This is a genomic window from Microbacterium sp. NPDC089188 (assembly GCF_040685155.1).
Taxonomy (GTDB): domain Bacteria; phylum Actinomycetota; class Actinomycetes; order Actinomycetales; family Microbacteriaceae; genus Microbacterium; species Microbacterium galbum.
This window is the reverse complement of the sequence record NZ_JBFBHH010000001.1, coordinates 1,167,588-1,194,526: the sequence shown is the minus strand read 5'-3', so window position 1 is coordinate 1,194,526 and position 26,939 is coordinate 1,167,588. Positions and strand designations below refer to the sequence as shown.

31 protein-coding genes are annotated in these 26,939 nt (G+C 70.4%); 19 read left to right on the top strand and 12 right to left on the bottom strand.

Annotated elements, in window-relative coordinates:
• From rplM to AB0N80_RS05520, 3 genes are all read right to left on the bottom strand, one after another.
• On the bottom strand, positions 1-447 hold the full coding sequence (gene rplM / locus AB0N80_RS05530) for a 50S ribosomal protein L13 (protein WP_058597861.1): 447 nt from the start codon (positions 445-447) through the stop codon (positions 1-3).
• Between the two features lie 212 nt (positions 448-659).
• Positions 660-1,421, bottom strand: coding sequence for a CPBP family intramembrane glutamic endopeptidase (locus AB0N80_RS05525; protein WP_363578012.1), 762 nt, complete (start codon positions 1,419-1,421; stop codon positions 660-662).
• 187 nt (positions 1,422-1,608) lie between these two features.
• Complete coding sequence (locus tag AB0N80_RS05520; protein WP_363386901.1) at positions 1,609-2,445, bottom strand: alpha/beta hydrolase; 837 nt, start codon at positions 2,443-2,445, stop codon at positions 1,609-1,611.
• 143 nt (positions 2,446-2,588) lie between these two features.
• On the opposite strand from AB0N80_RS05520, the gene AB0N80_RS05515 reads away from it, so the two are divergent.
• Both AB0N80_RS05515 and AB0N80_RS05510 read left to right on the top strand, forming a co-directional pair.
• Positions 2,589-3,074, top strand: coding sequence for a PepSY domain-containing protein (locus AB0N80_RS05515; RefSeq protein WP_363578010.1), 486 nt, complete (start codon positions 2,589-2,591; stop codon positions 3,072-3,074).
• A 166-nt stretch (positions 3,075-3,240) separates the two neighbouring features.
• A complete protein-coding gene (locus AB0N80_RS05510) occupies positions 3,241-4,536 on the top strand; it encodes a hemolysin family protein (RefSeq protein WP_363578008.1) in 1,296 nt (431 codons plus the stop codon).
• 80 nt (positions 4,537-4,616) lie between these two features.
• Here AB0N80_RS05510 and AB0N80_RS05505 read toward each other — a convergent pair whose 3' ends face one another.
• A complete protein-coding gene (locus AB0N80_RS05505) occupies positions 4,617-4,754 on the bottom strand; it encodes a hypothetical protein (protein WP_315993547.1) in 138 nt (45 codons plus the stop codon).
• Positions 4,755-4,864: 110 nt separating this feature from the next.
• On the opposite strand from AB0N80_RS05505, the gene AB0N80_RS05500 reads away from it, so the two are divergent.
• Together AB0N80_RS05500 and AB0N80_RS05495 are read left to right on the top strand one after the other, a co-directional pair.
• A complete protein-coding gene (locus tag AB0N80_RS05500; RefSeq protein WP_363578006.1) occupies positions 4,865-5,344 on the top strand; it encodes a MarR family winged helix-turn-helix transcriptional regulator in 480 nt (159 codons plus the stop codon).
• Between the two features lie 37 nt (positions 5,345-5,381).
• A complete protein-coding gene (locus tag AB0N80_RS05495) occupies positions 5,382-5,801 on the top strand; it encodes an organic hydroperoxide resistance protein (protein WP_315993549.1) in 420 nt (139 codons plus the stop codon).
• Between the two features lie 132 nt (positions 5,802-5,933).
• Here the strand turns inward: AB0N80_RS05495 and AB0N80_RS05490 are convergent, their stop codons facing one another.
• The gene (locus AB0N80_RS05490) at positions 5,934-7,019 is read right to left on the bottom strand and encodes a PIG-L family deacetylase (RefSeq protein WP_363578004.1); all 1,086 of its coding nucleotides are present in this window, start codon (positions 7,017-7,019) and stop codon (positions 5,934-5,936) included.
• Positions 7,020-7,271: 252 nt separating this feature from the next.
• Here AB0N80_RS05490 and AB0N80_RS05485 point away from each other — a divergent pair, with 252 nt between their 5' ends.
• The 3 genes from AB0N80_RS05485 (at position 7,272) to AB0N80_RS05475 (ending at position 8,379) form a co-directional block, all read left to right on the top strand.
• Positions 7,272-7,553 carry a hypothetical protein gene (locus AB0N80_RS05485; protein ID WP_363578002.1) on the top strand — a complete coding sequence of 94 codons (282 nt, stop codon included), beginning with the start codon at positions 7,272-7,274 and terminating at the stop codon, positions 7,551-7,553.
• Between the two features lie 70 nt (positions 7,554-7,623).
• Positions 7,624-8,148 carry a YbhB/YbcL family Raf kinase inhibitor-like protein gene (locus tag AB0N80_RS05480; protein WP_315993552.1) on the top strand — a complete coding sequence of 175 codons (525 nt, stop codon included), beginning with the start codon at positions 7,624-7,626 and terminating at the stop codon, positions 8,146-8,148.
• A gap of 9 nt (positions 8,149-8,157) precedes the next feature.
• Positions 8,158-8,379 carry a three-helix bundle dimerization domain-containing protein gene (locus AB0N80_RS05475; protein WP_363386920.1) on the top strand — a complete coding sequence of 74 codons (222 nt, stop codon included), beginning with the start codon at positions 8,158-8,160 and terminating at the stop codon, positions 8,377-8,379.
• Here AB0N80_RS05475 and AB0N80_RS05470 read toward each other — a convergent pair whose 3' ends face one another.
• A complete protein-coding gene (locus tag AB0N80_RS05470) occupies positions 8,380-9,489 on the bottom strand; it encodes a PIG-L family deacetylase (RefSeq protein ID WP_363578000.1) in 1,110 nt (369 codons plus the stop codon).
• Positions 9,490-9,865: 376 nt separating this feature from the next.
• Between AB0N80_RS05470 and AB0N80_RS05465 the strand changes: the two genes are divergently transcribed.
• The 8 genes from AB0N80_RS05465 (at position 9,866) to AB0N80_RS05430 (ending at position 17,222) form a co-directional block, all read left to right on the top strand.
• Positions 9,866-11,344 carry a sugar transferase gene (locus AB0N80_RS05465; RefSeq protein ID WP_315994588.1) on the top strand — a complete coding sequence of 493 codons (1,479 nt, stop codon included), beginning with the start codon at positions 9,866-9,868 and terminating at the stop codon, positions 11,342-11,344.
• Between the two features lie 76 nt (positions 11,345-11,420).
• Positions 11,421-12,746 (top strand): UDP-glucose/GDP-mannose dehydrogenase family protein, encoded by a 1,326-nt coding sequence (locus AB0N80_RS05460; protein WP_315993555.1) that lies wholly within the window; start codon positions 11,421-11,423, stop codon positions 12,744-12,746.
• A 143-nt stretch (positions 12,747-12,889) separates the two neighbouring features.
• Positions 12,890-13,906 carry a YihY/virulence factor BrkB family protein gene (locus AB0N80_RS05455; RefSeq protein ID WP_315994589.1) on the top strand — a complete coding sequence of 339 codons (1,017 nt, stop codon included), beginning with the start codon at positions 12,890-12,892 and terminating at the stop codon, positions 13,904-13,906.
• A 120-nt stretch (positions 13,907-14,026) separates the two neighbouring features.
• Positions 14,027-14,251 (top strand): hypothetical protein, encoded by a 225-nt coding sequence (locus tag AB0N80_RS05450; RefSeq protein WP_315993556.1) that lies wholly within the window; start codon positions 14,027-14,029, stop codon positions 14,249-14,251.
• Positions 14,252-14,286: 35 nt separating this feature from the next.
• Positions 14,287-14,694, top strand: coding sequence for an MFS transporter permease (locus AB0N80_RS05445; protein WP_363577997.1), 408 nt, complete (start codon positions 14,287-14,289; stop codon positions 14,692-14,694).
• Positions 14,695-14,763: 69 nt separating this feature from the next.
• Positions 14,764-14,940 (top strand): hypothetical protein, encoded by a 177-nt coding sequence (locus AB0N80_RS05440; RefSeq protein WP_363577995.1) that lies wholly within the window; start codon positions 14,764-14,766, stop codon positions 14,938-14,940.
• Between the two features lie 21 nt (positions 14,941-14,961).
• Positions 14,962-16,968 (top strand): AarF/UbiB family protein, encoded by a 2,007-nt coding sequence (locus AB0N80_RS05435; RefSeq protein WP_363386939.1) that lies wholly within the window; start codon positions 14,962-14,964, stop codon positions 16,966-16,968.
• A 92-nt stretch (positions 16,969-17,060) separates the two neighbouring features.
• A complete protein-coding gene (locus tag AB0N80_RS05430; protein WP_363577993.1) occupies positions 17,061-17,222 on the top strand; it encodes a hypothetical protein in 162 nt (53 codons plus the stop codon).
• Positions 17,223-17,317: 95 nt separating this feature from the next.
• On the opposite strand, the gene AB0N80_RS05425 is transcribed toward AB0N80_RS05430, so the two are convergent.
• Together AB0N80_RS05425 and AB0N80_RS05420 are read right to left on the bottom strand one after the other, a co-directional pair.
• Positions 17,318-17,776, bottom strand: coding sequence for a twin-arginine translocase TatA/TatE family subunit (locus tag AB0N80_RS05425; protein WP_363577991.1), 459 nt, complete (start codon positions 17,774-17,776; stop codon positions 17,318-17,320).
• 1 nt (position 17,777) lies between these two features.
• Positions 17,778-18,443 carry a hypothetical protein gene (locus AB0N80_RS05420; protein ID WP_363577989.1) on the bottom strand — a complete coding sequence of 222 codons (666 nt, stop codon included), beginning with the start codon at positions 18,441-18,443 and terminating at the stop codon, positions 17,778-17,780.
• A gap of 221 nt (positions 18,444-18,664) precedes the next feature.
• Here AB0N80_RS05420 and AB0N80_RS05415 point away from each other — a divergent pair, with 221 nt between their 5' ends.
• Together AB0N80_RS05415 and tatC are read left to right on the top strand one after the other, a co-directional pair.
• A complete protein-coding gene (locus AB0N80_RS05415; RefSeq protein ID WP_315993563.1) occupies positions 18,665-18,904 on the top strand; it encodes a twin-arginine translocase TatA/TatE family subunit in 240 nt (79 codons plus the stop codon).
• Positions 18,905-18,966: 62 nt separating this feature from the next.
• Positions 18,967-19,698: a twin-arginine translocase subunit TatC gene (tatC, locus tag AB0N80_RS05410; RefSeq protein WP_315993564.1), complete on the top strand. Its 732-nt coding sequence runs from the start codon at positions 18,967-18,969 to the stop codon at positions 19,696-19,698.
• On the opposite strand, the gene AB0N80_RS05405 is transcribed toward tatC, so the two are convergent.
• Positions 19,687-20,034 (bottom strand): hypothetical protein, encoded by a 348-nt coding sequence (locus tag AB0N80_RS05405; RefSeq protein ID WP_363577986.1) that lies wholly within the window; start codon positions 20,032-20,034, stop codon positions 19,687-19,689. The two genes, tatC and AB0N80_RS05405, sit on opposite strands and share 12 nt — an antisense overlap.
• 91 nt (positions 20,035-20,125) lie before the next feature.
• A complete protein-coding gene (locus tag AB0N80_RS05400) occupies positions 20,126-20,401 on the bottom strand; it encodes a helix-turn-helix transcriptional regulator (protein WP_315993566.1) in 276 nt (91 codons plus the stop codon).
• Between the two features lie 349 nt (positions 20,402-20,750).
• On the opposite strand from AB0N80_RS05400, the gene AB0N80_RS05395 reads away from it, so the two are divergent.
• Positions 20,751-22,223, top strand: a complete 1,473-nt coding sequence (locus AB0N80_RS05395) for a sugar transferase (RefSeq protein WP_363577984.1) — start codon at positions 20,751-20,753, stop codon at positions 22,221-22,223.
• Between the two features lie 66 nt (positions 22,224-22,289).
• On the opposite strand, the gene AB0N80_RS05390 is transcribed toward AB0N80_RS05395, so the two are convergent.
• A complete protein-coding gene (locus tag AB0N80_RS05390) occupies positions 22,290-23,921 on the bottom strand; it encodes a polysaccharide biosynthesis tyrosine autokinase (protein WP_363577982.1) in 1,632 nt (543 codons plus the stop codon).
• 317 nt (positions 23,922-24,238) lie between these two features.
• Here AB0N80_RS05390 and AB0N80_RS05385 point away from each other — a divergent pair, with 317 nt between their 5' ends.
• Positions 24,239-26,710 carry a LuxR C-terminal-related transcriptional regulator gene (locus tag AB0N80_RS05385; RefSeq protein ID WP_363577980.1) on the top strand — a complete coding sequence of 824 codons (2,472 nt, stop codon included), beginning with the start codon at positions 24,239-24,241 and terminating at the stop codon, positions 26,708-26,710.
• Here AB0N80_RS05385 and AB0N80_RS05380 read toward each other — a convergent pair.
• Positions 26,685-26,939, bottom strand: a complete 255-nt coding sequence (locus AB0N80_RS05380; RefSeq protein WP_363577978.1) for a hypothetical protein — start codon at positions 26,937-26,939, stop codon at positions 26,685-26,687. The genes AB0N80_RS05385 and AB0N80_RS05380 overlap by 26 nt on opposite strands.

The window sequence follows — 26,939 nt, the reverse complement described above, 5'->3', positions numbered from 1 at the left end:
TTACTGGGCGACCTGGTCGAAGGTGTATGCCGTGGGCTGCTGGGCACCGTGGGGGTGCTCTGCGCCGCGGTAGACCTTGAGCTTCTTGAGCTGCGCCGCGCCGAGGCTGTTCTTGGGCAGCATGCCGCGGATGGCCTTCTCGACCGCGCGGACGGGGTTTTTCTCGAGCAGTTCGTCGTAGGTGACGGACTTGAGGCCGCCCGGGTAGCCCGAGTGGCGGTAGGCCTTCTTGTTCTGGAGCTTCTGACCCGTGAGCGCCACCTTCTCGGCGTTGATCACGATGACGAAGTCGCCGGAGTCGATGTGGTTGGCGAAGGTGGGCTTGTGCTTGCCGCGGAGGAGGACCGCCGCGTGCGAGGCCAGGCGGCCGAGAACGACGTCGGTGGCGTCGATAACGACCCACTCGCGCGTGACCTCAGCGGCCTTGGGGGTGAAAGTGCGCGTCACAGTAGTGCTGCTTTCTTGATCGAACGGAGGAGTTCGTGAATCCCGCTCCGGTGGTCCGTTGCCCCGCCGATGACGGGGGAACAGGGCCGGTGGAGGGCTCACGTTCGGGCGACCCGCTCGCAGGGAGGCGGGCACCAAAGAGCAAGACTACGGCATCCGGATGCCATCGCCAAACGCCGACGGCACCCCCCGACGGCGGGGCGCGTGCGTCCCTACGAGAGCAGGGTGCCCGCAGCCACCAGCGCGTACCCCGTGGCGTTGAAGACCATGTGCACCGCGACGGCCGGCCAGACGCGCCCGGTCGCCACCACGAACGCCCCGGTCACGGCGCCGACCGCGGCGAGCGCGATCGGCGCGAGATGGTCCTGTCCCGCCGCGAACTGATGCGCGAGCACGAACAGCGCCGTCGAGAAGGCGACGGCGGCGATCGCCGCCGGGACGCGCCCGCTGCGCTCCCGCAGGAGCACGTACGCGCAGACGAGCACGACCCCGCGGAAGAAGAACTCCTCCACCATCGCGGCGCCGATCGTGTCGGCGAGCGCCTCGGCGAGGAACGCTTCCGGCAGCGATCCGTCGGAGGAGAAGGTGGAGGGCCACGCGGCCGGGACGCCCCCGATTCCGGCGACGGCGCCCTGCATCGCGCGGAGAGCGACGCCGAAGACGATGCCGTAGAGCACGTCGACCGGACGGAGGCGAAGCAACCCGCGCGGCCGGGAGCGCGAGAAGGCGACGCCGACCGGCACACCGAGGGCCACCCACACGATGGTCCGCGCGCTCGCCCCGGCCGTCTCCGGCGGGAACAGCGCGGATGCCGCCCGCTGGGCCAGAAGGCCCGCGCCGAGCGCACAAACGGCCCAGGCCAGCAGACCGAGGTCCCAGCGGCGGGTCGTCGAGCGCCCCTCCCGCCAGAGCCGTGGACGACGGCGTCGACGCCGTGATGACCCGCCGGTCGAGGCGTCGGCGGCGTCGGACATGGCGCTCAGGCTAGGTCCGGTCTGCGCCTACTCGCCCTCCTCGCCCGGCGGATGTGGACGTGCGCCCCCACGTTTCACCCCCGCCCTCATCACGCACCGATGCCCCATCACCGGGCGGCGACGGGGCATCGGTCGGATCGGACGCGTCCCCCGCGGGTGCGGGCGAGAGTGGGGCGCGTCGACCGGGTCAGCGCTTCAGGAAGTCGATGAGCACGCGGTTGAACTCGTCGGCGTGGCTCACGTTGACGCCGTGCGGCGCCCCGGCGACCACGTGCAGCTCACTGCCCGCGATGGCCTCGTGGGTCCGCTTTCCGGAGCCCTCGAACGGCACGGTCGCGTCGCTGTCGCCGTGGATGACGAGAGCGGGCACGGTGACGTGCGGCAGGTCGTCGCGGAAGTCAGTGGTGGCGAACGCCTCCATGGACTTCAGCGCCGCGTGGTGATCGGCCTGGTTCGCGAGGCGCTCTGCCTCGGCCTGCTCCTCGGGCGCCACGGCCAGCTGGCCGTCCACCGAGAAGAAGTCCGTCGTGAACTGGTGGTAGAAGGCCTTCTCGTCGTCCTTGAGCCCCTGCTTCATTCCGTCGGCGGTCTCGTCGTCGAGGGGGCCCTCGGGGTTGTCCTCGGTCTTGGCCAGGTACGGCGGCACCGCGGCGGCGAAGACGACGCTGTGGATGCGATCGGCGCCGTGGCGCGTGAGGTAGCGCGCCACCTCACCGCCGCCCATCGAGAAGCCCACCAGAGTGGCATCCCGCAGATCGAGCGTCTCGATCACGGCCTGCAGGTCGTCGGCGAACGTGTCGTAGTCATACCCGGTGCGGGGCTTGTCGCTCCGGCCGAAGCCGCGGCGGTCGTAGGTCACGACCCGGTGGCCGGCCGCCTCGAGGGCCGGGACCTGGTGCGCCCACGACTCGCCCGACAAGGGCCACCCGTGGATCAGCACCACGGGGCGACCGGCGCCGCCGGTGTCGTCCACGTGGAGGTCGATGTCGGTCAGGAGTCCATGGTGTGCGGTGATCTCGCTCATGGCAGACATCGTTCGCCCGTCGTCTGAACGGAAGCCCGCTGTTGACGACCTCGCCGAGTCTTGGTAAGTCCCCGATCGACGCACAGGCGTTGCCGCGACGCAAGCTCTCCGCGGGCCCGTTCGCACCCGGCTAGCCTCGCGCCATGGCCTCGACCCGCTCCTTCGCCGTCGCCCTGCTCGCCGCATCGACCCTCGCTCTCAGCGCACGCTCGCCCGCCGCCGGTGGGGGCGGATCCCTCACCCCCACCGATCAGGATGCCGTCCGCGCGGTGACCACTGCCGAGTCCGATGCCGGGGGGCGCGCGTTCGAACTCGACAGCGATGACGATCAGTGGCAGGTGCACGTCGCGGTCGGCGACCGGGAGGTCGAGGTCCGGGTCACCACCGACGGAACCCGCGCGGAATCGTCCGACGACTCCGAGCAGCTCGACGCCGACGACGACGCCGCCCTCCGGGCCGCCACGACCACCCTCGCGGATGCCATCCGCATCGCCGCGGCACGCGCCTCCGGCGGTGCACGGGTGGAGGAGGCGGCCCTCGAGCAGGAGGACGGTACTCCCGTGTGGAAGGTGGAGATCGCCGGAGGCACGACGGTCCGCGTCTCGGGCGTCGACGGAAGTGTCCGCTGAGGCAGCAGAAGCATGCCGCATGCGCAAGCCCGGCGCCGGCATCCGTGAGGCTCGCCCCGTCTCATTACACTCGGCGCATGCGCCACGCTCTCGACGCCGACGGACATAGTCCGAGCGCCCGGGTGACCCCGGGTACCGGACACATCGCGGGGGGAACGGAGCGGCGATGAACGACCTCGCGCTCAACATCGTCCTGGTCGTCGTCTTCGTGCTCATCGGCGGAGTGTTCGCCGCGACCGAGATGGCCCTCGTCACCCTCCGCGAGAGTCAGGTGAACGCGCTCGCCGCGCGCGGGCGGCGCGGCCAGAAGGTGGCAGACCTCGCTCGAAACCCCAACACGTTCCTCTCCGCCGTCCAGATCGGCGTCACGGTCGCCGGTTTCGCGTCGGCCGCGTACGGCGCGTCCTCGATCGCGCCGTCGGTGACCCCGCTCTTCACCGCCTGGGGGCTGGAGGAGCCGGTCGCGGCCACGGTCTCCACGATCGCGCTCACCCTGGTCATCGCCTACCTCTCCCTCGTCCTGGGCGAACTGGTGCCCAAACGACTCGCGATCCAACGCAACGCGGCGTTCGCCTACGCCGTCGCCCCCGTGCTGAACGGCTTCGCGAAGCTCATGCGGCCCGTCATCTGGCTGCTGTCGATCTCTACGAATGTGCTGGTGCGCCTGCTCGGCGGCGATCCCGACAAGACCGGCGAGGAGCTCACCGAGGAGGAGCTGCGCGACATCGTCTCGAGCCACGAGGGCCTCCCCGCTGATGAACGCCGCATCCTCGACGACGTGCTGTCCCTGCGCGATCGACATGTCAGCGAAGTCATGCGCCCCCGTCCGGAGGTCGTCACCCTGGATGCCGGCGGCTCGATCGCCGAAGCCATGGAGCGCGTGCGGGACCTGCCGTATTCGCGCTATCCCGTCGCCGAGCACACGATCGACGACGTCGTCGGCTTCGTGCACGTGCGTGACCTCTACGAGGACACTGCGCGCCCCCTCGCCGCCGTCATGCGCGACATCCGTTACATCCCCTCGACCGCGCGGGTGCTGCCCACCCTCACCGCGATGCGCGCCGAGGGCAGCCATATCGCGGTCGTCGTCGACGAGTACGGCGGCACCGACGGCATCGTGACCCTCGAGGACCTCGTCGAAGAGGTGGTGGGCGAGATCTTCGACGAATACGACGTCGCCGCCGAGCAGCCCCTGGCCGAGGGCGAGCACGGAACCGTCGAGGGACGCCTCAATCTGCAGGACTTCGAGGAGGCGACCGGAGTGGTCCTGCCACGCGGTGCGTCCGACACCGTGGCCGGGTTCGTGGTCGAGCGACTCGGCCGCCTCGCCCGCGTCGGCGACACCGTGGAGGTCGACGGCGCCACCCTTCAGGTCAGCGCGGTCGACCGTCGCCGCGTGGCGGAGCTGCTCGTCACGCGGCATCCGGTCGACCACGACGAGGACGCCGCGGCCCGCGACTGAGCGCCCGCGGACGGTCCGGGCCCGCTCCGGGCGCACGACCGGTCGCCGGCGGGGCGTCGCCCGCCCGCGGGTGGGGAGGCTCAGGCGAGGTCGCCTCCGAGCGGGGCGACGGAGTCCCCCAGCTCGAAGTGATGCCCGTTGATGGCGAGCAGATCGCGGTCGCCGTCGGGCAGGAAGCCCGACGGCACCGTGAAGCTCGCGTCGCTGCGGCGGATCATGCGCCCATCGTCGCCCGGGAGCGGGGGCGATGGCAGGGCTTGACAGGATGCCGGAGCCGACCTCCGCCGATTGAGTTGTGCACAACTCAATTGTGTGCAACAGTTCTCTCATGCCCGCCGTCGACGCCCTCGTGTGCTTCGCGCTCTACGCCGCCAACCGCACGACGACGCAGGCCTACCGCGTGCTCCTCGAACCGTGGAACCTCACCTACCCGCAGTACATCGCCCTCGTCACCCTGTGGGCCGACGGCGACCAGACCGTCAAGAGCCTCGGGGAGGCGTTGCAGCTCGACTCGGGCACCCTCTCGCCGATGCTCGCCCGGATGGAAGCGGCGGGCTACATCGAGCGGAGCCGTCGCTCCGACGACGAGCGCGTGGTGTCGGTGTCCTTGACCACGCGCGGTGCCACGCTTCGCGAGGAGCTGGCCCATGTCCCCCATTGCATCGCGGCAGGAGCGGGTCTGTCCGACGCCGACACCGCACGTGAGCTCATCGATGCTCTGCACCAGTTGACCGAGGCCATGAAAGACCTGCGCGACCACCCCGACACCGTTCTGTCGGCGGTGGGCGCCCCTCGCCACCCGGCATGATGCCGCCGCTCCCCCTCGTCCCCAGAAAGGAACACCCATGGACGTTCTCTACACCGCAGAAGCCGTCTCGACGGGCCACGGCCGCACCGGCCACGTGACGGCCGGTCCCTACATCGACCTCGAGGTCGCGCCGCCGAAAGAGATGGGCGGATCAGGCGCGGGCACCAACCCCGAGCAGCTCTTCGCCGCGGGTTACGCGGCCTGCTTCCACAGCGCCCTCCACGCCGTCGCACGCGGTCGCAAGATCGCGCTGGAGGACTCGTCGGTCGGCGGCCGTGTTCACATCGGGCCGAACGGCCAGGGCGGCTACCAGCTCGCGGTGCTGCTCGAGGTGGTCCTTCCCGGCATCGAGCACGACCTCGCCCAGGAGCTCGCCGACCAGGCGCACCAGGTGTGCCCCTACTCGAACGCCACGCGCGGCAACATCGAGGTGACCGTCACGGTCTCCGAGGACTGACCTCTCGACTCCCGGGGCGGGGCGCTGAGCCCCACGTATCGCGTCCCGTCCTGGGTCTGCTTCCGGCAGCGTGCGACGCCGCCCGTTCTGTGCGGGCGGCGTCGTCGTATCCGCCGACGCCACCCTCGATTGTCAGGACAGCTGCAGCTCGGCCTCGGTCTTGGGGTAGGAACGGCGCAGCCACTGGCCGAATCCCGGCTGGGCGAGACAGGCCGATTCATCGGCGCACGTGACGACCGGGTCCTCGGCCGCATACACCTGGTAGACCCCGACCTTCGCATCCAGCGGAGCACCGATCACGTTCACCGGCTGACGCTTCGACGGATACCCGATGTAGTACGTCACCGCGTCGGCCGACACCCCCGCGGACGGCGCCACGGCCCGCACGAGCGAGCCGACGCACGAGTGGTCGGGATGATCGCCGCGGGCGAAGGCGCTCTCGTGCGGGATGTTCGTCGTGATGTGGTCGGGCCGCCCCGCGTGGATGAGCTCGGCGACCGTGTCCGAGAGACGAACGGCGTCCAGAGTGGGGCCGTCGTCGATGGGCGCCAGGGCCGGCACGATGCCGTTGATGAGCTGCGTCAGCCCGGCGCCGCCGGTGGCGGGGAAGCCCTTGGCGCTCAGATTGCCGTCCGGCAGTCGCAGCACGGTGATCGACAGACGCGACTCGTCGCTGGGAACGAACCGCGTGACGCGGGCCCCGCTCAGGAGGGTGATCTCGCTCGTCCGCCACGGGGCCTCACTGCCGCGCATCCGGTCGTAAGCCGCGCGGATGCCGGCCTCTCGTTGCTGCGCATACGCGAGGCCGCGTCCGGCGTCGCCCGCGGTGATGAAGATCGTCCGCAGGGTCGCTCCCGAGGCGATGACGTCGCCGAGGTGCGGATTGGCGAAGATGATGTCGTCATCGGCATGCGCCCACACCGCCACCGTGGTGTCGGCGCCCGGCTCCTCGAAGGCGGGCGACGCGTCACGGGGCGCGTCACGGGGCTGGGGCACGATCGGGCTCAGCTTCACCCACGTGCCGTCGGGACCGTCGGAGCGTCGCATCTCCCGGTAGACCAGCGCGCCCCCGCCGATCGCGGCGAGGCCCCCGACGGCGAGGCCGCCGAAGACGAGCGAGCGGCGCGAGATCGACGGCCGGCGGGCCGTGCCCGACCCGTTCCGCGCGTCGCGTCCGACGGCGTCGTCGCCGCCCGAAGGCTCGTCGATGTCACTCACGGCGACTCCGTCCTGTGTTGCGCCCCCCGGCGACGGATTTTCGGGTTCCCCCTCGCCCTCGGGCGTACCTCGACGGTATCGCGATGCACGCCGCTCACCGCACACGAAACCCCGCGGCGGCGCGACGTCGCGGGCAGAGCGGACCGGTCACCGCATCGATCATCCCGCGGGTGACACCGCCCGGCGGAGCGGTCCACCCCACACATGGCCGATGCTCAGCCCGCGCCTAAGAACGCTCACGAGACTCGCCCCATGCAGACGTCCTCACCGCCGCGGTCTCTGTCGCCCGTCGCCCTCCGCATCCGCGCCGTCCTCAACGACTGGGACCCGATCGGAGTCCATCTCATCGGCCGGGGATGGCCCGACGACGAGTACGACGACCTCATCCTGCCGATCCTGAAGGCCCTCGAGGTCGCCCCGAGCGTCGACGAGCTGGCAGACGATCTGCGGGAGGTCCTCGAGGTCGAATACGGGCTCCCCTCCCCCGACGGATGCCACGACGCGGCCCGCTCGCTTCTCGCCCTGTCCCGCTGACCGCTAACCCTCGGCGATCCGGGGCGCAAGCCCTGCCGACCGGTCAGGACCGGGTCTTATCGTGCGGTTCATGGTCGATCTCTCCCGCCCTCAGACGCCCGATCCGTACCCGCTCCTTCCCGCCGCCGCGTCGTTCGACGTGGCCAGCGACGACATCGGCGACGGTCAGCCGCTGAAGGACGACCAGGTCGCCGAGAAGGGCAACACCTCCCCCCACCTGCGATGGTCGGGCGCCCCGGAGGGCACCAAGTCGTTCGTCGTCACCTGCTTCGATCCCGATGCGCCCACGCCGAGCGGCTTCTGGCACTGGGTGCTCGTCGACATCCCGGCCGACGTGCACGAGCTCGCCACGGGGGCCGCTGCGGACGACCTGCCCGGCGCGGCCTTCCACGTGCGCAACGACGGTGGCGAGAGCGGGTTCATGGGCGCCGCTCCCCCGCAGGGCGATCAGCCCCACCGGTACTTCTTCGTCGTCCACGCCGTCGGCGAGGAGACGCTCGGCGTCGACGCGGACGCGAGCCCCGCCGTCGTGTCGTTCAACCTTGCCTTCAAGACGCTCGGCCGGGCCATCCTGCACGGCACCTACCAGCACTGAGGCCGGGCGATGACGAAACGCAGTGAGGGCTTCGATAAGGACGAGACGATCGCGGATGTCGAGGAGCGTGTGAAGGTGCGCTTCCCCGACGCCTCGCCGGAGGTCGTGCACGACGAGGCGGTGGCCGCCGTCGACAAGTACGCCGACGCCCCCGTGAAGGATTTCGTCGACATCATCGCGGAGCGCGACGCCCGCGCGGCCGTCGAGGACGCCCTCGGTTCCGAGGCGTGATCAGCCGAGCTGCAGTTCCGCCTCGGTCTTCGGATACGAGCGCTGCAACCACTCACCGAACTTGCGGGTCTTGAGGCAGTTGGCCCGGTCGGCGCAGCGGATTACCTTGTCCTGCTGCGTGTAGATCCGGTAGGTGTCCACTTTGCGGTCCAGCACGGCGCCGTCGAGGTTGCGCGGCAGGTTCTCGGACGGGTAGCCGACGAAGTACCGGATGCCGGGCGCCACCGCCGCGTCCGACGAGAGCGCTTCACGGACGAGGGTGCCGACCACCGAGTGATCCGGGTGGTCGCCGGGGGCGAAGGCGCTCCCGCGCGGAATGTGCGTGAGCGTCGCACTCGGCCTCACGGCGTCGCCGAGCTCGCGCAGCGATGCGACGAGTTGGTCGCGGGTGATCGCCGGGCCCCCGTCCACCGGGGCCAGCGAGCCGATCGAGCCGCCGATCAGCTTGCTCAGGGTGGCGAAGCCCGTCGCCGCGAAGCCGCCGTCCGTGATGTTGCCGTCCGGCAGCCGTACGTAGGCGACCGAGATGCGGGGATCGCCGTCCGGGCTGAGACGGCGGATGTGCAGGCCGGTGTCGAGGGTGATGTCGTCGGCGTGCCAGAGCCCCTCCTGCCCGCGCATGGCGTTGTAGGCGCGCAGGATGCCGAGCTCCCGGGCCTGGACGTACTCCATGCCCTTGCCGGCGTCGCCCGCCGTGAGGAAGACCGTCCGGACGCACTGACCCGCGGCGATGGCGTCGGAGATCGTGGGGTTGGCGAAGATGATGTCGTCGTCGGGATGGGCCCAGACGGTGAGGAGCGTGGGCGCCCCGTCGCAGACCTGTGCGGCCGGAGACGTGGGCGGATCCGGCGTCGGGGTCGGTGTCGGGGTCGGGGTCGGCACGGGAGCCGGGGCCGGGGACTCGGGCGCTGACGCCGACGGAGAAGGCGACGCCGCGGTCGGCGAGGCGGTGGTGTCGATCGCAACCGGATCCCCGGCGGGCCGCAGAAGTGCGAAGGCGAAGATCGCCGCCACGGCGACGAAGAGCACGGCGGCGATCGCGATCGCGGCGATGAGGCCCGCCGACCCCTCGCGTCGCGCGCCGGTGAGGGGCGGAGGGACGCGGGTCATCGTGTTCCTCCGGACGGCGGGTGTGGCATCCATCCCGCGTCGCGGGGGTGATCTCGCAGGCGGCCGGTGTCGGCCGATCCGCTGCCCGAGTGTAGGGGACGCGTCTCTCACAGGGCCACCCGTGCCCCGTCCTCCGCTGACGTGAACCGCGTGATCTGGCGAACCAACCTCACACGACAGGCGAGTTATGGGGTGAGTACTGGGGTGTTTCAGACTCATGACAACTAAGGCAGGGTGACTCGCCGGGTGACTTTCGCCTGTTATCGTTCACGGGGTAAGCCGACAAGCTCGCCGGTGGGGGGAGGAGCTGCACATCGTGACGTCCGACCTGCAGGTGAGCGCTGTCTCTCCCGACGCGGAACCGCTCGACGCGCGGGTGCCGCGGGAGGCCGCGGCGCCGACTCCGATGTACCGCCGCGATCCGTGGCGACGGCGCTACCGACTCAACCTCGCGCTCACCGACCTGTTCTCCCTGGTCTGGGTCGTCTACGGCACGCAGCTGCTCTGGTTCGGACTCGGGAACGCCCAGGTCGCCGCCGGTCGCGACAGCCGGATCAGCGATCTGTCGTACTGGCTCTTCTCGGCGATCCTCATCGTCACCTGGATGTGGGCGCTGTCGTTCGTCGACTCCCGCAGCGACCGGGTCATCGGCACGGGATCTCAGGAGTACGTCCGCATCGCCGACGCCAGCTTCCGCCTGTTCGGGACGGTCGCGATCATCGCGTTCCTGACGCAGATCGACGTCGCTCGCGGCTACCTGCTCATCAGCCTTCCCCTCGGCATCCTGGTCCTGATCTTCACGCGTTGGATGTGGCGACAGTGGCTGGTGGCGCAGCGCTCACGCGGTCTCTACTCCGCGAACGTGCTGCTCGTCGGGTCGCTGCCCTCCGTCACGCAGTTGGCGCGCGAGTTCGGTCGCTCGCCGAGCGCGGGCTATCGCGTCGTGGGCGCATGCGTCCCCAACGGCAAGATCGCGGACGTCATCCCCGGCACGGCGATCCCCGTCATGGGGCACGTCGGAGACGTCACCCGCGCCCTGCAGGTGACGGGCGCGGACACGGTCGCGATCACGAGCGCCGACGACCTGCCCGCCGACAAGGTCAAGCAGATCTCGTGGAGCCTCGAGGCCGGCCGTCAGCACCTCGTCCTGGCTCCGAGCATCATCGACATCGCCGGCCCCCGACTGCACACGCGCCCCGTGGCGGGACTCCCCCTCATCCACGTGGAGACGCCGAAGTTCTCCCGCGGGCAGAGCTTCCTCAAGCGCAGCGTCGATCTCCTGGCAGCGTCCGTCGGCGTCGTCCTGCTGAGCCCTCTGCTCATCTTCCTCATCATCGCCGTCCGTCTCTCCAGCGACGGTCCCGTGTTCTTCCGCCAGACCCGCATCGGGTTCCGCGGACGTGAATTCACGATGATCAAGTTCCGCTCGATGGTCGTCAACGCCGAAGACCTGCTCGAACAACTCGCCGCGCAGGAGCGCGACTCGGGCAACGAAGTGCTGTTCAAGATGAAGAACGACCCGCGTGTGACCCCCATCGGGCGCATCATGCGGAAGTTCAGCCTCGACGAGCTGCCCCAGTTGTTCAACGTGATCGGAGGGTCGATGTCGCTCGTCGGCCCCCGCCCGCCGCTGCCCTCCGAGGTGGCCGTCTACGCCGATCACGTGCACCGCCGCTTCCTCGCCAAGCCCGGGATCACCGGCCTCTGGCAGGTCAGCGGGCGCTCCTCGCTCTCGTGGGAGGAATCGGTCCGCCTCGACCTCTCGTACGTCGAGAACTGGACGCTCCTCGGCGACTTCGTCATCCTCGGCAAGACCGCCCGCGCCGCCTTGGCGCCGGGCGAGACGGCCGCGTGAGAATCCTGCGCTCCCTCGCGGGTCCGCGACCCGGCGTGTCCGTGTCGCGTCGATGTGAATCTGAAAGGCTCTGATCGTGCGTTTGTCTGTGGTGGGTTGCGGGTACCTGGGAGCCGTGCACGCGGCCGCGATGGCGTCGATCGGGCACGAGGTGGTCGGCATCGACGTCGACGAGCGCAAGATCGCGTCGCTGTCGAAGGGAGAGGCGCCGTTCTTCGAGCCCGGTCTGCAGGAGATCCTCACCGAGGGCATCGCGTCGGGCCGCCTGTCGTTCACCACCGACATGTCGGCCGCGCAGGGCGCGAAGGTGCACTTCGTCGGCGTCGGGACGCCCCAGCAGGCCGGCGGCCACGCCGCCGACCTCACGTACGTGGATGCCGCCGTCGACGGGCTGCTCCCCTTCCTCAGTGAGGGCGACATCGTCGCCGGCAAGTCCACCGTGCCGGTGGGGACGGCGGCCCGCCTCGCCCCGCGCGTGGCCGAGCGCGGCGCCGTGCTCGTCTGGAACCCGGAGTTCCTGCGCGAGGGCTGGGCCGTCCAGGACACCGTCGACCCCGACCGCCTCGTCGCCGGCGTCCCGTCCGAAGACGGCAAGCCCACCGCCGACGGCGAGCGCACTGCCGAGGTCCTGCGAGAGGTCTACCACCCGTCGATCGCGAAGGGCACCCCCTTCATCGTCACCGACTACGCGACCGCGGAGCTGGTGAAGGTCTCGGCGAACGCGTTCCTCGCGACGAAGATCAGCTTCATCAACGCCATCGCCGAGATCGCCGAGGTCACCGGAGCCGACGTCACCACCCTGGCCGACGCCATCGGTCACGACGCCCGCATCGGCCGCCGCTTCCTCGGCGCCGGCATCGGCTTCGGCGGCGGATGCCTCCCGAAGGACATCCGCGCCTTCTCCGCCCGCGCCGAGGAGCTGGGCCGCGGCGAGTCCGTCGCCTTCCTCCGCGAGATCGACGCGATCAACCTCCGCCGCCGCGACCGCGCCGTCGAACTGACCACCGACGCCCTCGGCGGCAGCGTCTTCGAGAAGAAGGTCGCCGTCCTCGGCGCTGCCTTCAAGCCCCACAGCGACGACATCCGCGACTCCCCCGCGCTCGACGTCGCCGTGCGCCTGCACGGCCTCGGTGCGCGGGTCACGCTCACCGACCCGGCTGCGATCGAGAACGCCCGGCGCATCCACCCCCAGCTCACGTACGAAGCCGACCTCGACGAGACCCTCCGCGACGCCGATGCCGTGATCGTCGTGACCGAATGGGACGAGTACCGTCGCGAGCTGTCCCCCGAGCACGCCGCTTCGCTGGCCCGGGGGCGCGTCGTCGTGGACGGACGCAACTGCCTCGACCCCGTCGCATGGCGTGCCGCGGGCTGGACGTACTTCGGCATGGGTCGCCCCTGACCGCAGATGCCGCACTCACGGACGCCCCGGCCATCGGCCGGGGCGTTCGTCGCACGAGGAGGGGAGCGACGTCAACGGTCGCGACGCAGCGGGCGCTCACGACCTAGACCGGGGGGACCCCTCCGTGCGAAAGGCCCCCGCTCATGTCATCGCCCACCGCGAAGCCTGACTCCCCCACCGATCTGCACCCCCGTTCCTGGAAGTACGTCCTGCGCACGAGCGTCCGCGAGTTCGGCGCCGATCAGTGCACCGACATCGCGGCCAGCCTCGTCTATTACGGCGTCCTCGCCCTCTTCCCCGGGCTGATCGCGGTCTTCTCCCTCCTCGGCGTCGTGGGGCAGAGCGACGCCGCCGCCGACACGGTTCTGGACATCCTGGCCCAGGTGGCACCCGGCGGCACCACGGACCTCCTGTCCCAACCCATCCGCGACCTCGCCGCCTCGCCCGCGGCGGGCTTCGCGCTGGTCTCCGGTCTGGTCCTGGCGATCTGGTCGGCATCCGGCTACGTCCGGGCGTTCAGCCGAGGGATGAACCGCATCTACGAGATCGACGAGGGGCGCCCCTTCCTCGCCCTGCTTCCCGCCCAGCTCCTGCTGACCGTCGTGACGGTGGTGCTGGTGGCGTTCTCCGTGCTGCTCCTGGTCGTGTCGGGGCCCGTCGCCGAGGCCGTCGGATCCGCTCTCGGCCTCGGTGGCGCCGTCGTGACGACGTGGAACATCGTCAAGTGGCCGGTCCTCCTGGCCGTCGTGGTCGTCATCCTCGCCGTGCTCTACTACGGCGCACCGAACGTGAAGCAGCCGCGCTTCCGCTGGATCAGCGTGGGTGCGATCGTCGCGATCGTGGTCCTCGCGGTGGCGACGGTCGGCTTCGGCCTCTACGTGACCAACTTCTCCTCCTACGACCGCACCTACGGCTCGCTCGCCGGCGTGATCGTGTTCCTCCTCTGGCTCTGGATCGCCAACATCGCCATCCTCTTCGGTGCGGAGCTGGATGCCGAGCTCGAACGCGGACGTGAACTGCAGGCCGGGATCCCGGCGGAGCGCCGGGTGCAGCTGCCCCCACGGGGCACGGCGAAGATCGAGAAGGCTCGCGAGAAGAAGGAGAAGGACGTCGCCGAGGGACGCCGCATCCGGCTGACCCGTGGCGAGGATCGCGACTGACCGCCGCGCGAGCAACCTCGCATTTTCGTCCTCGGGCGTGACGAATGCGCCCCGCGACGCGTCTGCGTAGTGACGGTCCGGAAGGGATCACCGCCGGACCCCATGCAGAAGGAGGATGCCATGCGCAACAAGATCATCCTGATCGGCGCCGTCGCGCTCGTCGCCTATGTCGTGGGAACCCGCACCCCGCGCGTGCAGGTCAAGAAGCGGGAGTCCGTCGGGCACCAGATCGTGCGGCTGTGGGACGACCCCAAGGCGCGCCGCCGTCGGCACAAGGCGGCGAAGAAGGCCGCCCACGCCGCCCGCAAGCGCGCCCGCCGCACCTTGCACGACCTGCGCTCCTGACCCGACGCCACCGAGAGAGAAGGGAACACCCCACCTTGGGCCGCACCGCCTCGAGTCGGACGCTGATCCGCTCGCGCCGCAGCACCGCTGCCGCGCTGACCGGCGCGGGAGTCGTCGCCGTCATCGCGCTGCTCGGCTTCTTCCCCCTCGTGGGGTTCCTCGCGGGCGCGACGGCGAGCACCGCCGGACTGGTGCTGTTTCCCGCGGTGAGCGTCTCGCTGGTCACGCTCGTCGGGCTCCTCGTGACGATCGCGCTGCTCGCGGCCTCCGCGACCCGCCGCCGGGCACCCGCGGCGTGGGCGTTCTCCGCGACGGCGGTGGTCGTGACCGTCGTCGTGACGGCGTTCCCGCTCATCGCCGTGATCGTGGGCTCCGTCGAGCGCGCGGGCGACCTGGGCAGCGTCGTCGAGCAGTTCGTGCAACGGTTCGGCGGGCAGGGCTGACGCACGCCTGTGGATGACGCCCCCACACCGCGGCATGCGCATGCAAGAATGCTGCCGCGAGGAGGAACCATGAACCCATCACTTTCCGATGTGCGGCGAGACGGTGACCACCACGGCGACGACGACCTCCTGGACGGCTTCCCCCCGAAGTGCCCGGCCTGCGCGAGCACGATGGAGCCGCACTCCTCGGGCGACGAGCGCGCGTGGTGGCGATGCGGCGAGTGCGCGCTCCCCCTGATCGTCTGACCGGGCGGCTACGCTGAGCCCGTGGGGGCCACCATCCTGATCTCGATCTCCGCCGTCGTCTCGGCGGTGCTGGTCGGCTTCGTCGCTCGGCGCATCCTCGGGACCGCCGTCGGATGGCCGCGCAGCATCGTGGTCGGACTGCTCGTCTTCTTCCTCGGTGTGCCCTCGGCCCAGTGGACGCTCCGGCAGACCGGTCTCACCGACACGGCCGCCCCCGTTCCGGCGAACGATGTCTGGCTGTGGATCGGGCTCATCGCCCTGTCGCTCGCGTGGGTGTTCGCCCTCGGTGTCGCCGCGCTCGTCGCGAGCGAGGCGATCTTCCCGACGCGCCCTCTCCCCAACCCCATCGACCTCGTGCGCGCCGCCTTGCGTCAGCGCAAGCGCACCCGTCGCTACCTCGAGATCCTGACGATCGCCTCCCGGCACGGCGTGGGATGGCTGTTCCACGGCGGTCGCTCGCGCGTCGAGGAGCAGCTCAGCACCTCGGAAGAGCGAGCGAATGCCATCGTCGCGACCATAAACGACGCGGGAGTGAGCTTCGTCAAGCTGGGCCAGGTCCTCTCCACCCGCCGCGATCTCATCCCCGAGCCGTACCTCTCCGCCCTGTCGTCCCTCCAGACGAACGCCACCACGCTCGCGTGGGACACCGTCCGCGGGGTCATCGAGGCCGACCTGGGCGCGGCCATCGACGAGGTCTACGCGCAGGTCGATCCGGTGCCCCTCGCCGCGGCCTCGGTGGCGCAGGTCCACCGCGCCGTCCTGCGCGACGGCACCCCTGTCGTCGTGAAGGTGCAACGCCCCGCCGCCCGCGCCCAGGTCGAAGCGGATGCCGACATCATCGGCCGTCTCGCGCACCGGGCCGAGATGCGCACCCGCGTCGGCCGCGATCTGCGGATCGAGTCCGTCGCGCGGGGGTTCACGAGCACACTGGTGGAAGAACTCGACTACCGAATCGAGGCCCGGAACACCCGGATGATCCTCTCCACCCTCGACCTCATCGACCGCGCGGAGCCCTCCCGCCGCGGAGTCGTGACGGCTCCCCGGGTCTTCGAGGCGGCTTCGGGACAACGCGTGCTCACGATGGACCTCGTCGACGGCGCGGCGCTGAGCGACAGCGTCGATCGCCTCGCGTCCTTCTCCGCCGAGGATCGTGATCGTCTCGCTCAGACGCTGATGTCGACGGTCATCGAACAGATCCTGGTGTACGGCGTCTTCCACGCCGACCTGCACCCCGGCAACGTCCTCCTCAAAGACGACGGGACTCTCGGGCTCATCGACTTCGGCGCCGTCGGGATCATCGAACGCAGCCGCCGGCAGCACATGACCGCTTTCCTCCTCGCCGCATTGAGCGAGAACGACGTCGCCGCCACCGACGCGCTCCTGCTGATCGTCGATCCCCCGGACGGCCTGGACATGGACGCGTTCCGTCACGACGTCGGCGTCGTCCTCACGACCGAGCACCTCCGCACCGACGGCCAGGGGTCGATCTTCACCCGCATGGTCGACGTGATCCGTCAGCACCGCATCGCCCTCCCCGGCGAGCTCGCCTCGGCCTTCCGCAGCTTCGCCACCCTCGAGGGGTGTCTGCGCGTCCTGGTCGACGACTTCGACATGGTCGGTCGTGCTCTCCCCCTCATGCCGACGCTGCTGCGTCGAACCCTCTCGCTCAAGCGCATGGCCACCGATCTGCAAGCGCAAGCCGTCATCTCGCTGGCGCGCCTGGAACGGATGCCGCAGCGTCTCGACGCCCTGCTGTCGGGTGTCGAGAAGGGGTCGATCGGCGTCACCCTCCGCAGCGACGACGGGAACGACGTCAGCGGGATCCTCGGACGAGTGACGGCCGAGGTCGCGTCGACGCTCGTGTCGATCGCCGCCGTCGTGATCGCGGTCGTCCTCGTCATCGCGGGAGGCGGTCCGGTGCTCGGCGGGTCGGTGACCCTGTTCGCCGTCCTCGGCGCGGTGATCGGTCTGTTCGGGTTCCTGGGGCTCCTTCGCATCGTGCGGAGGACGTTCACCCGACCGCGGTGAGGCGGCGGCGCGTCGTGCGCGATGCCGCCCGCGCCGCGGCAGTACGGTGAGCGCACCACCGACCGGTGGACGGGCTCCGAAGGAGAAGTCCCATGATCGCTCTCGCCGTCGTCGTCATCGCCGCAGCCACCTGGGCGATCACTGCTTTCGCCACGGGGATCGGACTCGGACGGGTCATCGCCCGTGCGGATTCGGAGAGGGCGAAGGGCTCACTGCCCGCAACGCCGCGTCTGTCGGAAACGGTGCCGTCGTGAGCGGGGAACCGGCCCCCTGACGCCCGCCCGCGCCTGAGCGTGGAGCCGTGCGGCCGGATGCCGGGCGTTCCCCCACCCTGCACGCGAGGGATGGGCTACGCGCGGGCGCGCGGGAGCCGATTGTCATCCGCGGAGGGCGCATCGTCGCCCACTCGGCGCCCCTCCCCGCTCGCTTCCTTCTTCTGCGCGGTCTCGCTCGCGGGCGCTGACCGAGCGGCGTCCCCACTCTCGCCGGATCCCCACTGGGCTTCACCCGTGGCCCCACCCGGATGCTCGCCCGACTCTGCGGGCGATATCGCTGACTCGGTCGCCCCCGACGCGATGTCCTTGAGGATGCGACGGGGATGCAACGGCCGGGGGTCGTATTCCCGCCAGTTCGGTGCGAGCTCGTCGAGCTCGTCGACGACCTGCGCACGACCCTGCTGATACAGCGCGTGGAGGCGGCCGATGTGGCGCGGAAGCGCCCGCCGGAGCTCGCGCAACCGCTCGGGTCCCATGATCACACCGACCAGGACGGCGACGACGATCATCTTGTCTATTCCGAGGTCGAACACGTCAGCTCCGTTCGCTCGATCCGGCGACCCGCAGGGCGTTCTCACGCGCGTGGCGATACTCCCGCCGACTGAGGGGTCGCGCCACGGATGGCCCTGCGTCGGACGGTGTCGGTAGGGCCGTCAGGGCCGCGAGGATCGACGAGACCGCCTGCGTCGCCTGCCGCTCGAAGGCGAGCCACGCAGCGTCGGCACCCCCCACGGGGTCGAGCATGTCGTCCTCCTCGGGATCCCGCGGAGGACGACTGAGCCGTGAGCGCGACGCCGCCTGAACCAGCGCCGCCCAGCTCGGAGCTCGACCGGGGACCGTCTCCACCAGACGCGAGAACTCGCGGATGGTGAACACCGACGAGATGAGATCGGGACGCAGGTCGAGGACGACGCGACGGTGCGCGCGCTCCGCACACAGAACGGTGTCCCCCGTGCGGAGGAATCCCTCGTCCAGCCGCCGTGCGCGATGTCCCTCCAGGCTCAGCCCGTACGTGCGCCCGAGAGTGACGACCTTCTCGTCGGCCGGGGTGGAGGGCCGGGCGAGCGTTCCGGCGCTCTGGAACGTCAGGTGCGCCTTGTGCCCCTCGGGCGACCGCGAAGACAGCAGAGCTGCGACGAAGGCCGAACGGATCACGTTCGCCGTGCAGACGATCACGACGCGGTCAGCGCTCACGGTCACCTCGTCTCCTCGTGGCACGGTCGCCCCCGGCGAAGGACGGCGCGGGGGTGAACCCAGTAAAGCCGTGCTGCGGGGTGCCGCCTCGCCGTCCCTCCCTCTCGACTGCGACGGTGAAGCTGGTGAAGTCATGCCGGGGTCCGGGCGAATGTCGAACGCCTCAGGAGGAGTGGAAGAGCGTGGACCCGAGCATGAAAGGACGGTCCTCCTCGAAAGGTCACCTCATGGGCATCTTCGGCAACGCATTCTCCGGCTGGCATCTCCTCCTGATCCTCGCCGTCGTCCTGCTGCTGTTCGGGGCGTCGAAGCTGCCGGGTCTGGCGAAGAGCGTCGGCGAGTCCGTTCGCATTCTCCGATCGGAGAGCGCGGCGCCCGACGAGGCCGCCGATGATGCCGCAACAGCCGCTTCGCCTGCCGTGGCCGATCGCGCCGCCGACAGCGGACGCACATCGCCGTCGGCGTGAGCCGCGACGCGCGCGAGCGCCGTCGGAGCGAACGGATCCGGTCGGATGGGGGAGGAGGGGCGATGCCCCTCCTCTCCCATCTTTCGGAGCTCCGACGCCGACTCATGATCGCGGCCGGCGCCATCCTGATCGGGGGCGTGGCCGGGTTCCTCCTCTCGGACATCGTGATCGGTGCGGCCGCCGAGCCGCTGTCGCACGTGCACGGTCCCTCGGTCGCCACTCTGAACTTCACCCGACTCGGCGAAGCCTTCGACCTCCGTTTCAAGATCGCCCTGACGCTGGGCATCGTCTTCGCCGCCCCGGTCTGGATCTGGCAGGTGTGGGCGTTCCTCGTACCCGGACTCACGTCGCGCGAGCGGCGGATCGGCGTCGGCTTCGTCTGCGCCGCCGTCCCCCTCTTCCTCGGAGGGGTCGTCTTCGGATGGACGATCGTCCCCCAGGTCGTGAACGTGCTCGCCGGATTCGCTCCGGCAGCGTCGACCACCATGCTGACCGCGGGTCAGTACTTCGACTTCCTTCTCAAGCTGGTCGTGGGCATCGGGATCTCCTTCGTCTCGCCGCTGGCCCTTGTGGCCCTGAACGCCGCGGGGGTGCTGAGCGCCCGGGCGATCATCCGAGGATGGCGGGTCGCCTTGGTGGCGATCATCGTCTTCTCGGCCGTGGTGACCCCCGCCTCGGACGTCATGAGCATGGTGCTCGTGGCTCTGCCCCTGTGCGTGCTCTACGTCGGCGCCGCTGTGTGGACGTGGATCCACGATCGACGGAAGGCCCGCCGCGTGCTCTCAGGCGCCTGACGGACGTCCGTCGACGAAGTCCCGGAGGTGACGGTCGGCACGGACGGCGTCTACGAGTGCCCTCGTCGCCTCCCTGGACAGGGCGATCGACACCCCGCGGGGCGCCTCGACGACGAGCCATGTCTCGGCGTCGGCGGATCGGCGGATGAGGCCGATCTCCCATTCCTCGAGGTGACCGAGACCGCGACCCGTCGCGGCTCGCGTGCGGAGAGTGACCGCGACGCCGCCGCTGCGGTGGTCTTCGTCGTCGGGATGAACGGTACGACCGTGCTCCGTCGCGCACCAGTCGAAAGCACAGGGACGGGGGTCGGAGTCGAAAGCGTCTTGTCGGTTCATGGCGCACACCTCTCTCAGAGGACCGCCCGGGAGGGCGGACCGAACGGGGGTGGGCACGACACCAGTCTGCCGCGAACCTCCGACACTGCCGTCAGCGCCCGGGCGCGAGGCCTTCCGGCGGCGTCGGGACGAGGTCGCGGAGAGGAACGTCGAGGACCTCCGACAGCAGCACCAGGGTGCGCAGCCGGGGATTCGCCGCCGTTCCCGGGTTGGACTCGCCCTTCTCGAGCTTCCGGTAGGTGAAGGTCGCGAGTCCGGCCGCGTGCGCCACCTGCTCCTGCGACAGGTGCTTCCCGGCCCGCGCGCGGAGAAGGCGCACTCCGAGCTCTCGCGCGAACTCGGTCCAGGGGTCGGGCGCTTCGCTCATGCTTCCAGCTTGATCGGCGACCAACTCTCACATGAACATGTGAACATGCTGCCCTGGTGCGGATTGCAACTCCGTCAGCGCCAGGAGGACATGGTGAGCGGGAGGGCCCTTGGGGTGATGAGGGGAGCGATCCGCGTGCGGGTCGCGGCGATCCACCGGTCGCCCCCCACCTCCTCGTACCGCGTCCGCCCGCACCCGGAGACGTGGCTGCGCGCCTCACCCGCGCACTGCTCCTCTGCGGCCGACCATCGCGCGCGCGCACGGGTGGGACATTTCCCGCGCCCACCGTCGTATCCACACCCGGGCGGCGGTTTCCTCACGACCTCGGGGCGCGGTCCGCGGAGCACAGATGAACCCTTCCGTCTCAATTGTCGACTCACCCCCCACCTCAGATGACGTCACCCCTCTCACGGCCGAGCGACGCATTCCCTGGCAACGCCGGTACGCGCGACTCGTCCTCGCGATCGACACCATCGTGGTCGTGGTCGCCGTCTTCGGGTCGCAGCTCTTCTGGTTGGGCCCGCACTCGGTGGACGTCGCGTCCTCTCCGCTGGACTACACCACTCTCTCGCTCGTCCTCTCCGTCGCGTGGCTCGCGGCCCTGACCGTCTGGGGGACGCGCCATCCCCGGGTGATCGGCTACGGGGTGACCGAGTACCGCGTGACGCTCGCGGCATCGTTCCAGTTGTTCGGCGCACTGGCGATCGTCGCCTACCTGGCAGGGGCCGACGTCTCCCGCGGGTACTTCCTCCTGAGCCTCCCCATCGGGACGACCGCCCTGCTGACGGGGCGGGCGGTGTGCCGCCTCTGGCTGCGGAACCGCCGCCGTCACGGCGTGATGAACGCCCGCGTGATCCTGGTGGGCGCAGCAGACGAGAACGCCCGCGTCGCAGCGGAACTCGCGCGACAGCCCGGCGCCGGACTGCAGGTCGTCGGCATCCATGAGCTCGCGGGCGATGCAGCCACCGCGTGGGACGACGCGCAGGCGGCGTCTCTGCGGCGGCTCCTGACCGACCTGCGGGCCGACAGCGTGCTGATCTCGGGGGGCGCTCAGCTCGAGGCGCGCGACATCCGACGGATCGGGTGGAGCCTCGACCCGGGCCAGCAGCATCTCATCGTGGCCGTCAACCTCACCGACGTCGCGGGACCCCGCCTTCACACGCGCCCCGTCGCCGGGCTCCCCCTCGTGCACATCGAGACGCCGCAGTTCTCGGCGACGCAGCGCCTCCTCAAGCGTGCCTTCGACATCGTCGGCGCCGCGACGCTCCTGCTCGCACTGTCGCCCGTGTTCCTCGTGCTCGCGCTCCTCGTCCGTGCATCCGGCCCCGGTCCGGTCTTCTACCGTCAGGAGCGCGTCGGTCAGGGCGGGACGCACTTCGGCATGATGAAGTTCCGGTCGATGATCGACGGCGCCGATGCCACGCTGCAGGCCCTCCTGGCCGAGCAGGGGCGGGAGGGGACCCCGTTGTTCAAGGTGGTCGACGATCCCCGCATCACGCCGATAGGTCGCTGGCTCCGCAAATACTCCCTCGACGAGTTGCCCCAGCTGCTGAACGTGCTAGCAGGCCAGATGAGCTTGGTGGGCCCCCGCCCGCAGCGCGACGCCGAGGTGGAGTTCTACGACGACGACGCCCACCGCCGCCTCATGGTGCGCCCCGGCATGAGCGGCCTCTGGCAGGTCAGCGGTCGGTCCGCGCTCGCCTGGGACGATGCGATCCGGCTCGACCTCTTCTACGTCGAGAACTGGTCACTGGTGGGAGACCTCACCATCCTCGCGCGGACGTTCAAGGCGGTCCTGGTGCCAGGCGACACCGCTCACTGACCTCGACCGACGAGAAGAGGCGCCGACCATCTGGCCGGCGCCTCTTCTCGTCTTCGATTCGCGTGCTCAGTTCGTCCGGCGGCGTCGACGCCCCGTCGCGGACGAGACGGGAGTCACGGGGGTCTCGTTTTCACTCGACGAGTCACCCTCGACCAAGACGGAGGTCCTGCGCTGCGAGAGGGTTCGCAGCCCGCTGACGTTCTCCGGGGGCAGCTCCGATGTCCGCCGACGAGGGCCGGTGGTCTCATCTCCGTCCACGACCTCCGCGACCCGGCCTCTCCGACCGAATCGCCACCAGGACGCCTTCACCGCGCCGCGCGGCGCCCCGTATCCGTAGTACCCGCCGTACCGGCCCCCGTAGTACGACGAGTCGACGCCACGGAGGGGAGCCCGGTTCAAGACGACCCCGAGGAGATGTCCTCGCGTCTTGCCGATGTTCTCGGCGGCCCGGGAGAGCATGTCGTCGGTCGTCCGTCCCGCGGTCACCACGAGGACTGCACCGTCGGCCCAGCTCGCGATGACGGCCGCGTCGGCCACCGCGAGCGTGGGCGGGGAGTCGACGATGACCACGAGGTCCTCGGCAAGCTTGCGCGCCAGCGCCTGCATCCGCTGCGATCCGACCATTTCGCTCGGATTGGGCGGGGTGCGCCCGGCAGCGACGACGAAGAGTCGACCGTTCTCGTCCACCTGGTGGGCGACCTGCTCGATCTGGGCGCGCCCGGCGAGCACGTCGGACAGCCCCACGTCGTCGGAGAAGCCGAACATCCCACCCAGGACCGGGCGACGCAGGTCTGCGTCGACGAGGATGACGGCCTGCCCGGTCGCGGCGATGCTCACGGCCAGATTCGCCGCCGTCGTCGACTTGCCGTCACCGGGGAGCGGGCTCGTGATCACCATCACGCGCGCGGGCCTGTCGACGTCGACATACTGCAGGTTGGTGCGCAGCTCGCGCATCGCCTCTTTGTGCGCGAACGACCCTCGGCCGTCGCGGATGTCGTCGAAGGAGAAGACCGCGCGCCCCGACGCCAGCTCCTTGTCGACGGGCAGGATGCCGACCACGGATGCCGCGATCGTGTCGGTGATGTCCGAGGCTGTGCGTACGCGGCGGTCGAAGGCCCGGCGCACGAGGGCGAACACGACTCCCGCGAGCGCCCCGACGAGGGCGCCGATCCCGATGTCGAGCTTCACGTTCGGAGAGGAGGGCGAGGTCGGCAACCGCGCGGAGTCGCCCGCGATCAACCGCACGGCGCTCTCGCCGCCCTTCCCCGTCTGCAGCTGGTCGACCTGCGTCGTCATCCCCCGGATCCAGGCCTCGGCGAGGTCACGGGCCGACTCCGGCGTCGAGCCGGTGGCATCGACGCGCACGTTCACCGTGTCGATGGGGTTGGAGACGCGAACGCGTTGCACCAACGCCTCCGGACTGTCGGTCAACCCGAGCTCGGACTTCGCCGTCTCCGCGACGCTGCGCCAATACCCCATGTCGATGAAGGACTTCACTTTCGACAGCGCGAGCTGATCGCCGGCGAGCGCGGCACCCGTCGATCCGTCGGAGGCGACGGCGGCGACGTAGCCGCTGGCGTCCGCGGTGTACACCCGGGGTTGCACGGCGCTCCACGCCAGTCCCACCAGGCCGCCGGCGATCGTCAGGGCGACGATCGCCTTCCAGTACGCGCGCAGGATGCGCACCACTCGCTGCATGTCCACTCGTGTCCGCCTTTCCGCGCCCGCCGGACAGACCCGTCGGACCGCCCGCAGCATAGGCATGCGCGACGCGACGGCGGGACCAGTCCCTCCCCCGCCGCGACCGGGCGAGGAATCGATCGGGTCGCTCTGCTGCCGTCGCAAGGGGTGACGCGGATGGGGTGATGAGGGGATGACGAGGAGGATGAAAGAGCCGCCCTCGATCCGTCTCCTCCTCCCCCTCACCCCCAGGATCATTCCTGCGCGGTCGGCGACCCGCTGCGCGCACGAACGCGTCCGACCGGAGGCGTTCGGTTCCTGAACAGGAGGTACCGATGCTGATCGATGTGGATAGCCTGCCCACGAACGCGCGCTCCACCCGTCGCACGAGCCGTTTCTGGGCGCCCCGCGACGGCACGCTCGCTCGTCTGCACGACGCGCTGAGCGGCGACGTGGTGCTGGTCCGTGGTCCGGCCGGGGTGGGGAAGACCTCTTTGCTGCGTCAGTTCGCCGCTTCGCTCGAGGACGATCCGGAGCGCGGCGTGCAGCTCATCGATGCCGCCCAGGTGCCGGCGATCCCCGTCCCGCGCGTCCTCGAGGCCTTCGCCGAGGGGCCTCCGGTCCACGTGCTCCTGATCGACAACTTCGTCGACGAAGCCGGGGTGACGACCGAGGACCTCCTCGGCATGCTCCGCGGCGATCCCACCCTTCGCCTCATCGTGGCCACTCGCGTGTCGACGGGGCTGGAGAGCCCGCTCGTGGCACTGGAGTTCGACGTGCAGGTGATCGCCGCGGACGACCTGCGCATGACCCGCGACGAATTGACCACGGTCCTCTCCCTGAACGGTGTGCCATGGACGGACCCCGCCGTCGACGTGCTGACCGAGCTCACCTACGGCTGGCCCGCCCTCGTGCAGCTGGCGGGCACTCGTCTGCGCCTGGAAGGGACGTCGCTGCGGACGCAGGACGACGCGGTCGGTGCGGCGCGTTACGCGGTCGCCGCCCTGACCAGCGATATGGAACAGCGCCTCGCCCTGCCCATCACCGATGAGATGCGCCTCCTCGCCGTCGCGCCCTACATCACCGCCCCCTTGGCCGAAGCGATCGGGGTGGACACCACCACCGTCCTCTCGCACGATCTCCTGAGTCGCATGCAAGCGGCGGGCCTGGTCTGGCCGGGCTCCACACGCGTCACCCTCGCCGAACCGATCCGCGAGCAGTGGGCGGGGGTCATCGCCGCCCGCAGCCCCCAACTCGTGTCCACCGCACGGCTCCGGCTCCTCGATCACCTCGTCGAGGGAGGAGAGCCACTCCTGGCCGCTCAGCTCGCCGCCGACGCCGGCCAGTGGAACACCCTCGCGGGAGTCCTCCGATCATCGGGACCCGAGATCTGGGCACGCGATCACGACGCCTTCACCCGTCTCGTCTCCGCACTCCGGGCGAGCGGGCCCGCGGACCCGAAGGTCGTCGGCACCCTGCTCGCTCTCGACGCCGAGACGGCGTCGTCGCCCGAGACCCCGGCGCAAGCGGTCACCGCCCTCGGCCGACTCACGGATGCCAAGAGCGCCGCCGCGGCCGACCTCGATGCGCTCATCCTGCGCGTGAGCCTGCTCCGCGCCGCGGGTCGCTTCGCGCTGGCCACGGAAGCGGCGACACTCCTCTCCGACGCCCTGCGGCGCCGTCATGACCTCGCCGGCGAGCCGGTGCACGAGGGCTGGTACCAGATCGGGATGACGGCGTTCGCGATGGGCAAGCTCCGCGAGGCGACCGTGGGGCTGGGACAGGCCGAGCGCGCGGCGCCTCCGGCACGGCGCATGCGCGTCCGCGGAGCCCTCGCCGTCATCGCCCTCCTCGAGGGGGACGTGCGCGGCGCTCGGCGCATCATCGACGACAATCGCGAGGACCCCTGGCTGGCGTCGCCCTGGGGCGAGGGGATGCGCGTCGCCGAGGCCTGGCTGCTCCTCGAGACCGGCGACGCCGCGGAGGCGAGGGAACGCTTCGACGCCATCCCGGCGACCGAGGGAGCCCGTGAGTTGTGGCCTTTCGCCGCGGCGGCGCACACCCTGTCATTCCTGCTCTCGGGTGCGGCATCCGATGCTCTCGGGCTGCTGCGCGCCTGGACGGGGCGCGCGCGCAGCACGCCTCCCTCGCACTATCAGTCCACGCAGATCCTCACCGCACGAGCGAAAGTGCTCATCGCGCTCCGTCAGGCGAGGAAGGCGTTGGCGCTGTTCGAAGGACCCTTCGCGCTCTCGCCGGTGACGGCGCCCGCGATCGCCCTCTCTCAGCTGTATGCGGGACGCACGCATGAAGCCTTCGTCATGAGCGTGAAATGGGGCCTGCACCACGAGCCGTCCGCTCGTGCGGCGCTGGAGAGTCTCGTCGTGAGCGTCGTCGCGGATGTGCGGCTCAACGGCGTCGACGCGCACCGTACGGCGGTGCAACGAGCGGAGGCGCTCAGCACGCGTCACGATCTCTGGGGTCCGTGGAGCGCCGTCGCACCGGAGGATCGCGCTCTGGTGCTGCGACTGCTGTCTCCCGCCGCACGGGCGCACGTCGCCGAACGCGCGTCGTTCTTCGCATCGTCGGTGAGCGTGCCCCATCTCACCAAGCGCGAGCAGGTGGTCCTCGCGCATCTGACACCCACCTCGACGATCGCGGACATCGCCCGCGCACTCGTCGTCTCACCCAATACGGTCAAGACGCAGCTGCAGAGCCTCTACCGCAAGCTCGAGGTGTCGGACCGGTCGAGCGCGATCCGTGCGGCCCACGCATGGGGACTCATCGAGGGCGACGGCGAGGGCTGATCGGGTGGTCGCGCCGCCGTCGACGCGACCACCCGACCACTGCGCGTCCGACGAAGAGCAGGACGAAGACGAACACGACGCCGGGAACGGTCAGCGGGATTCCGGCCCCTCGCACGACCATCAGCACGACGACAACAGCCGCGACGGGCAGGATGACGCCCGCCGCCCGCTTCAGCTGGCGAACCGTCAGAAGACCCTTCGCCCGGCGGTGCGGCGGGCGGGACCCCAC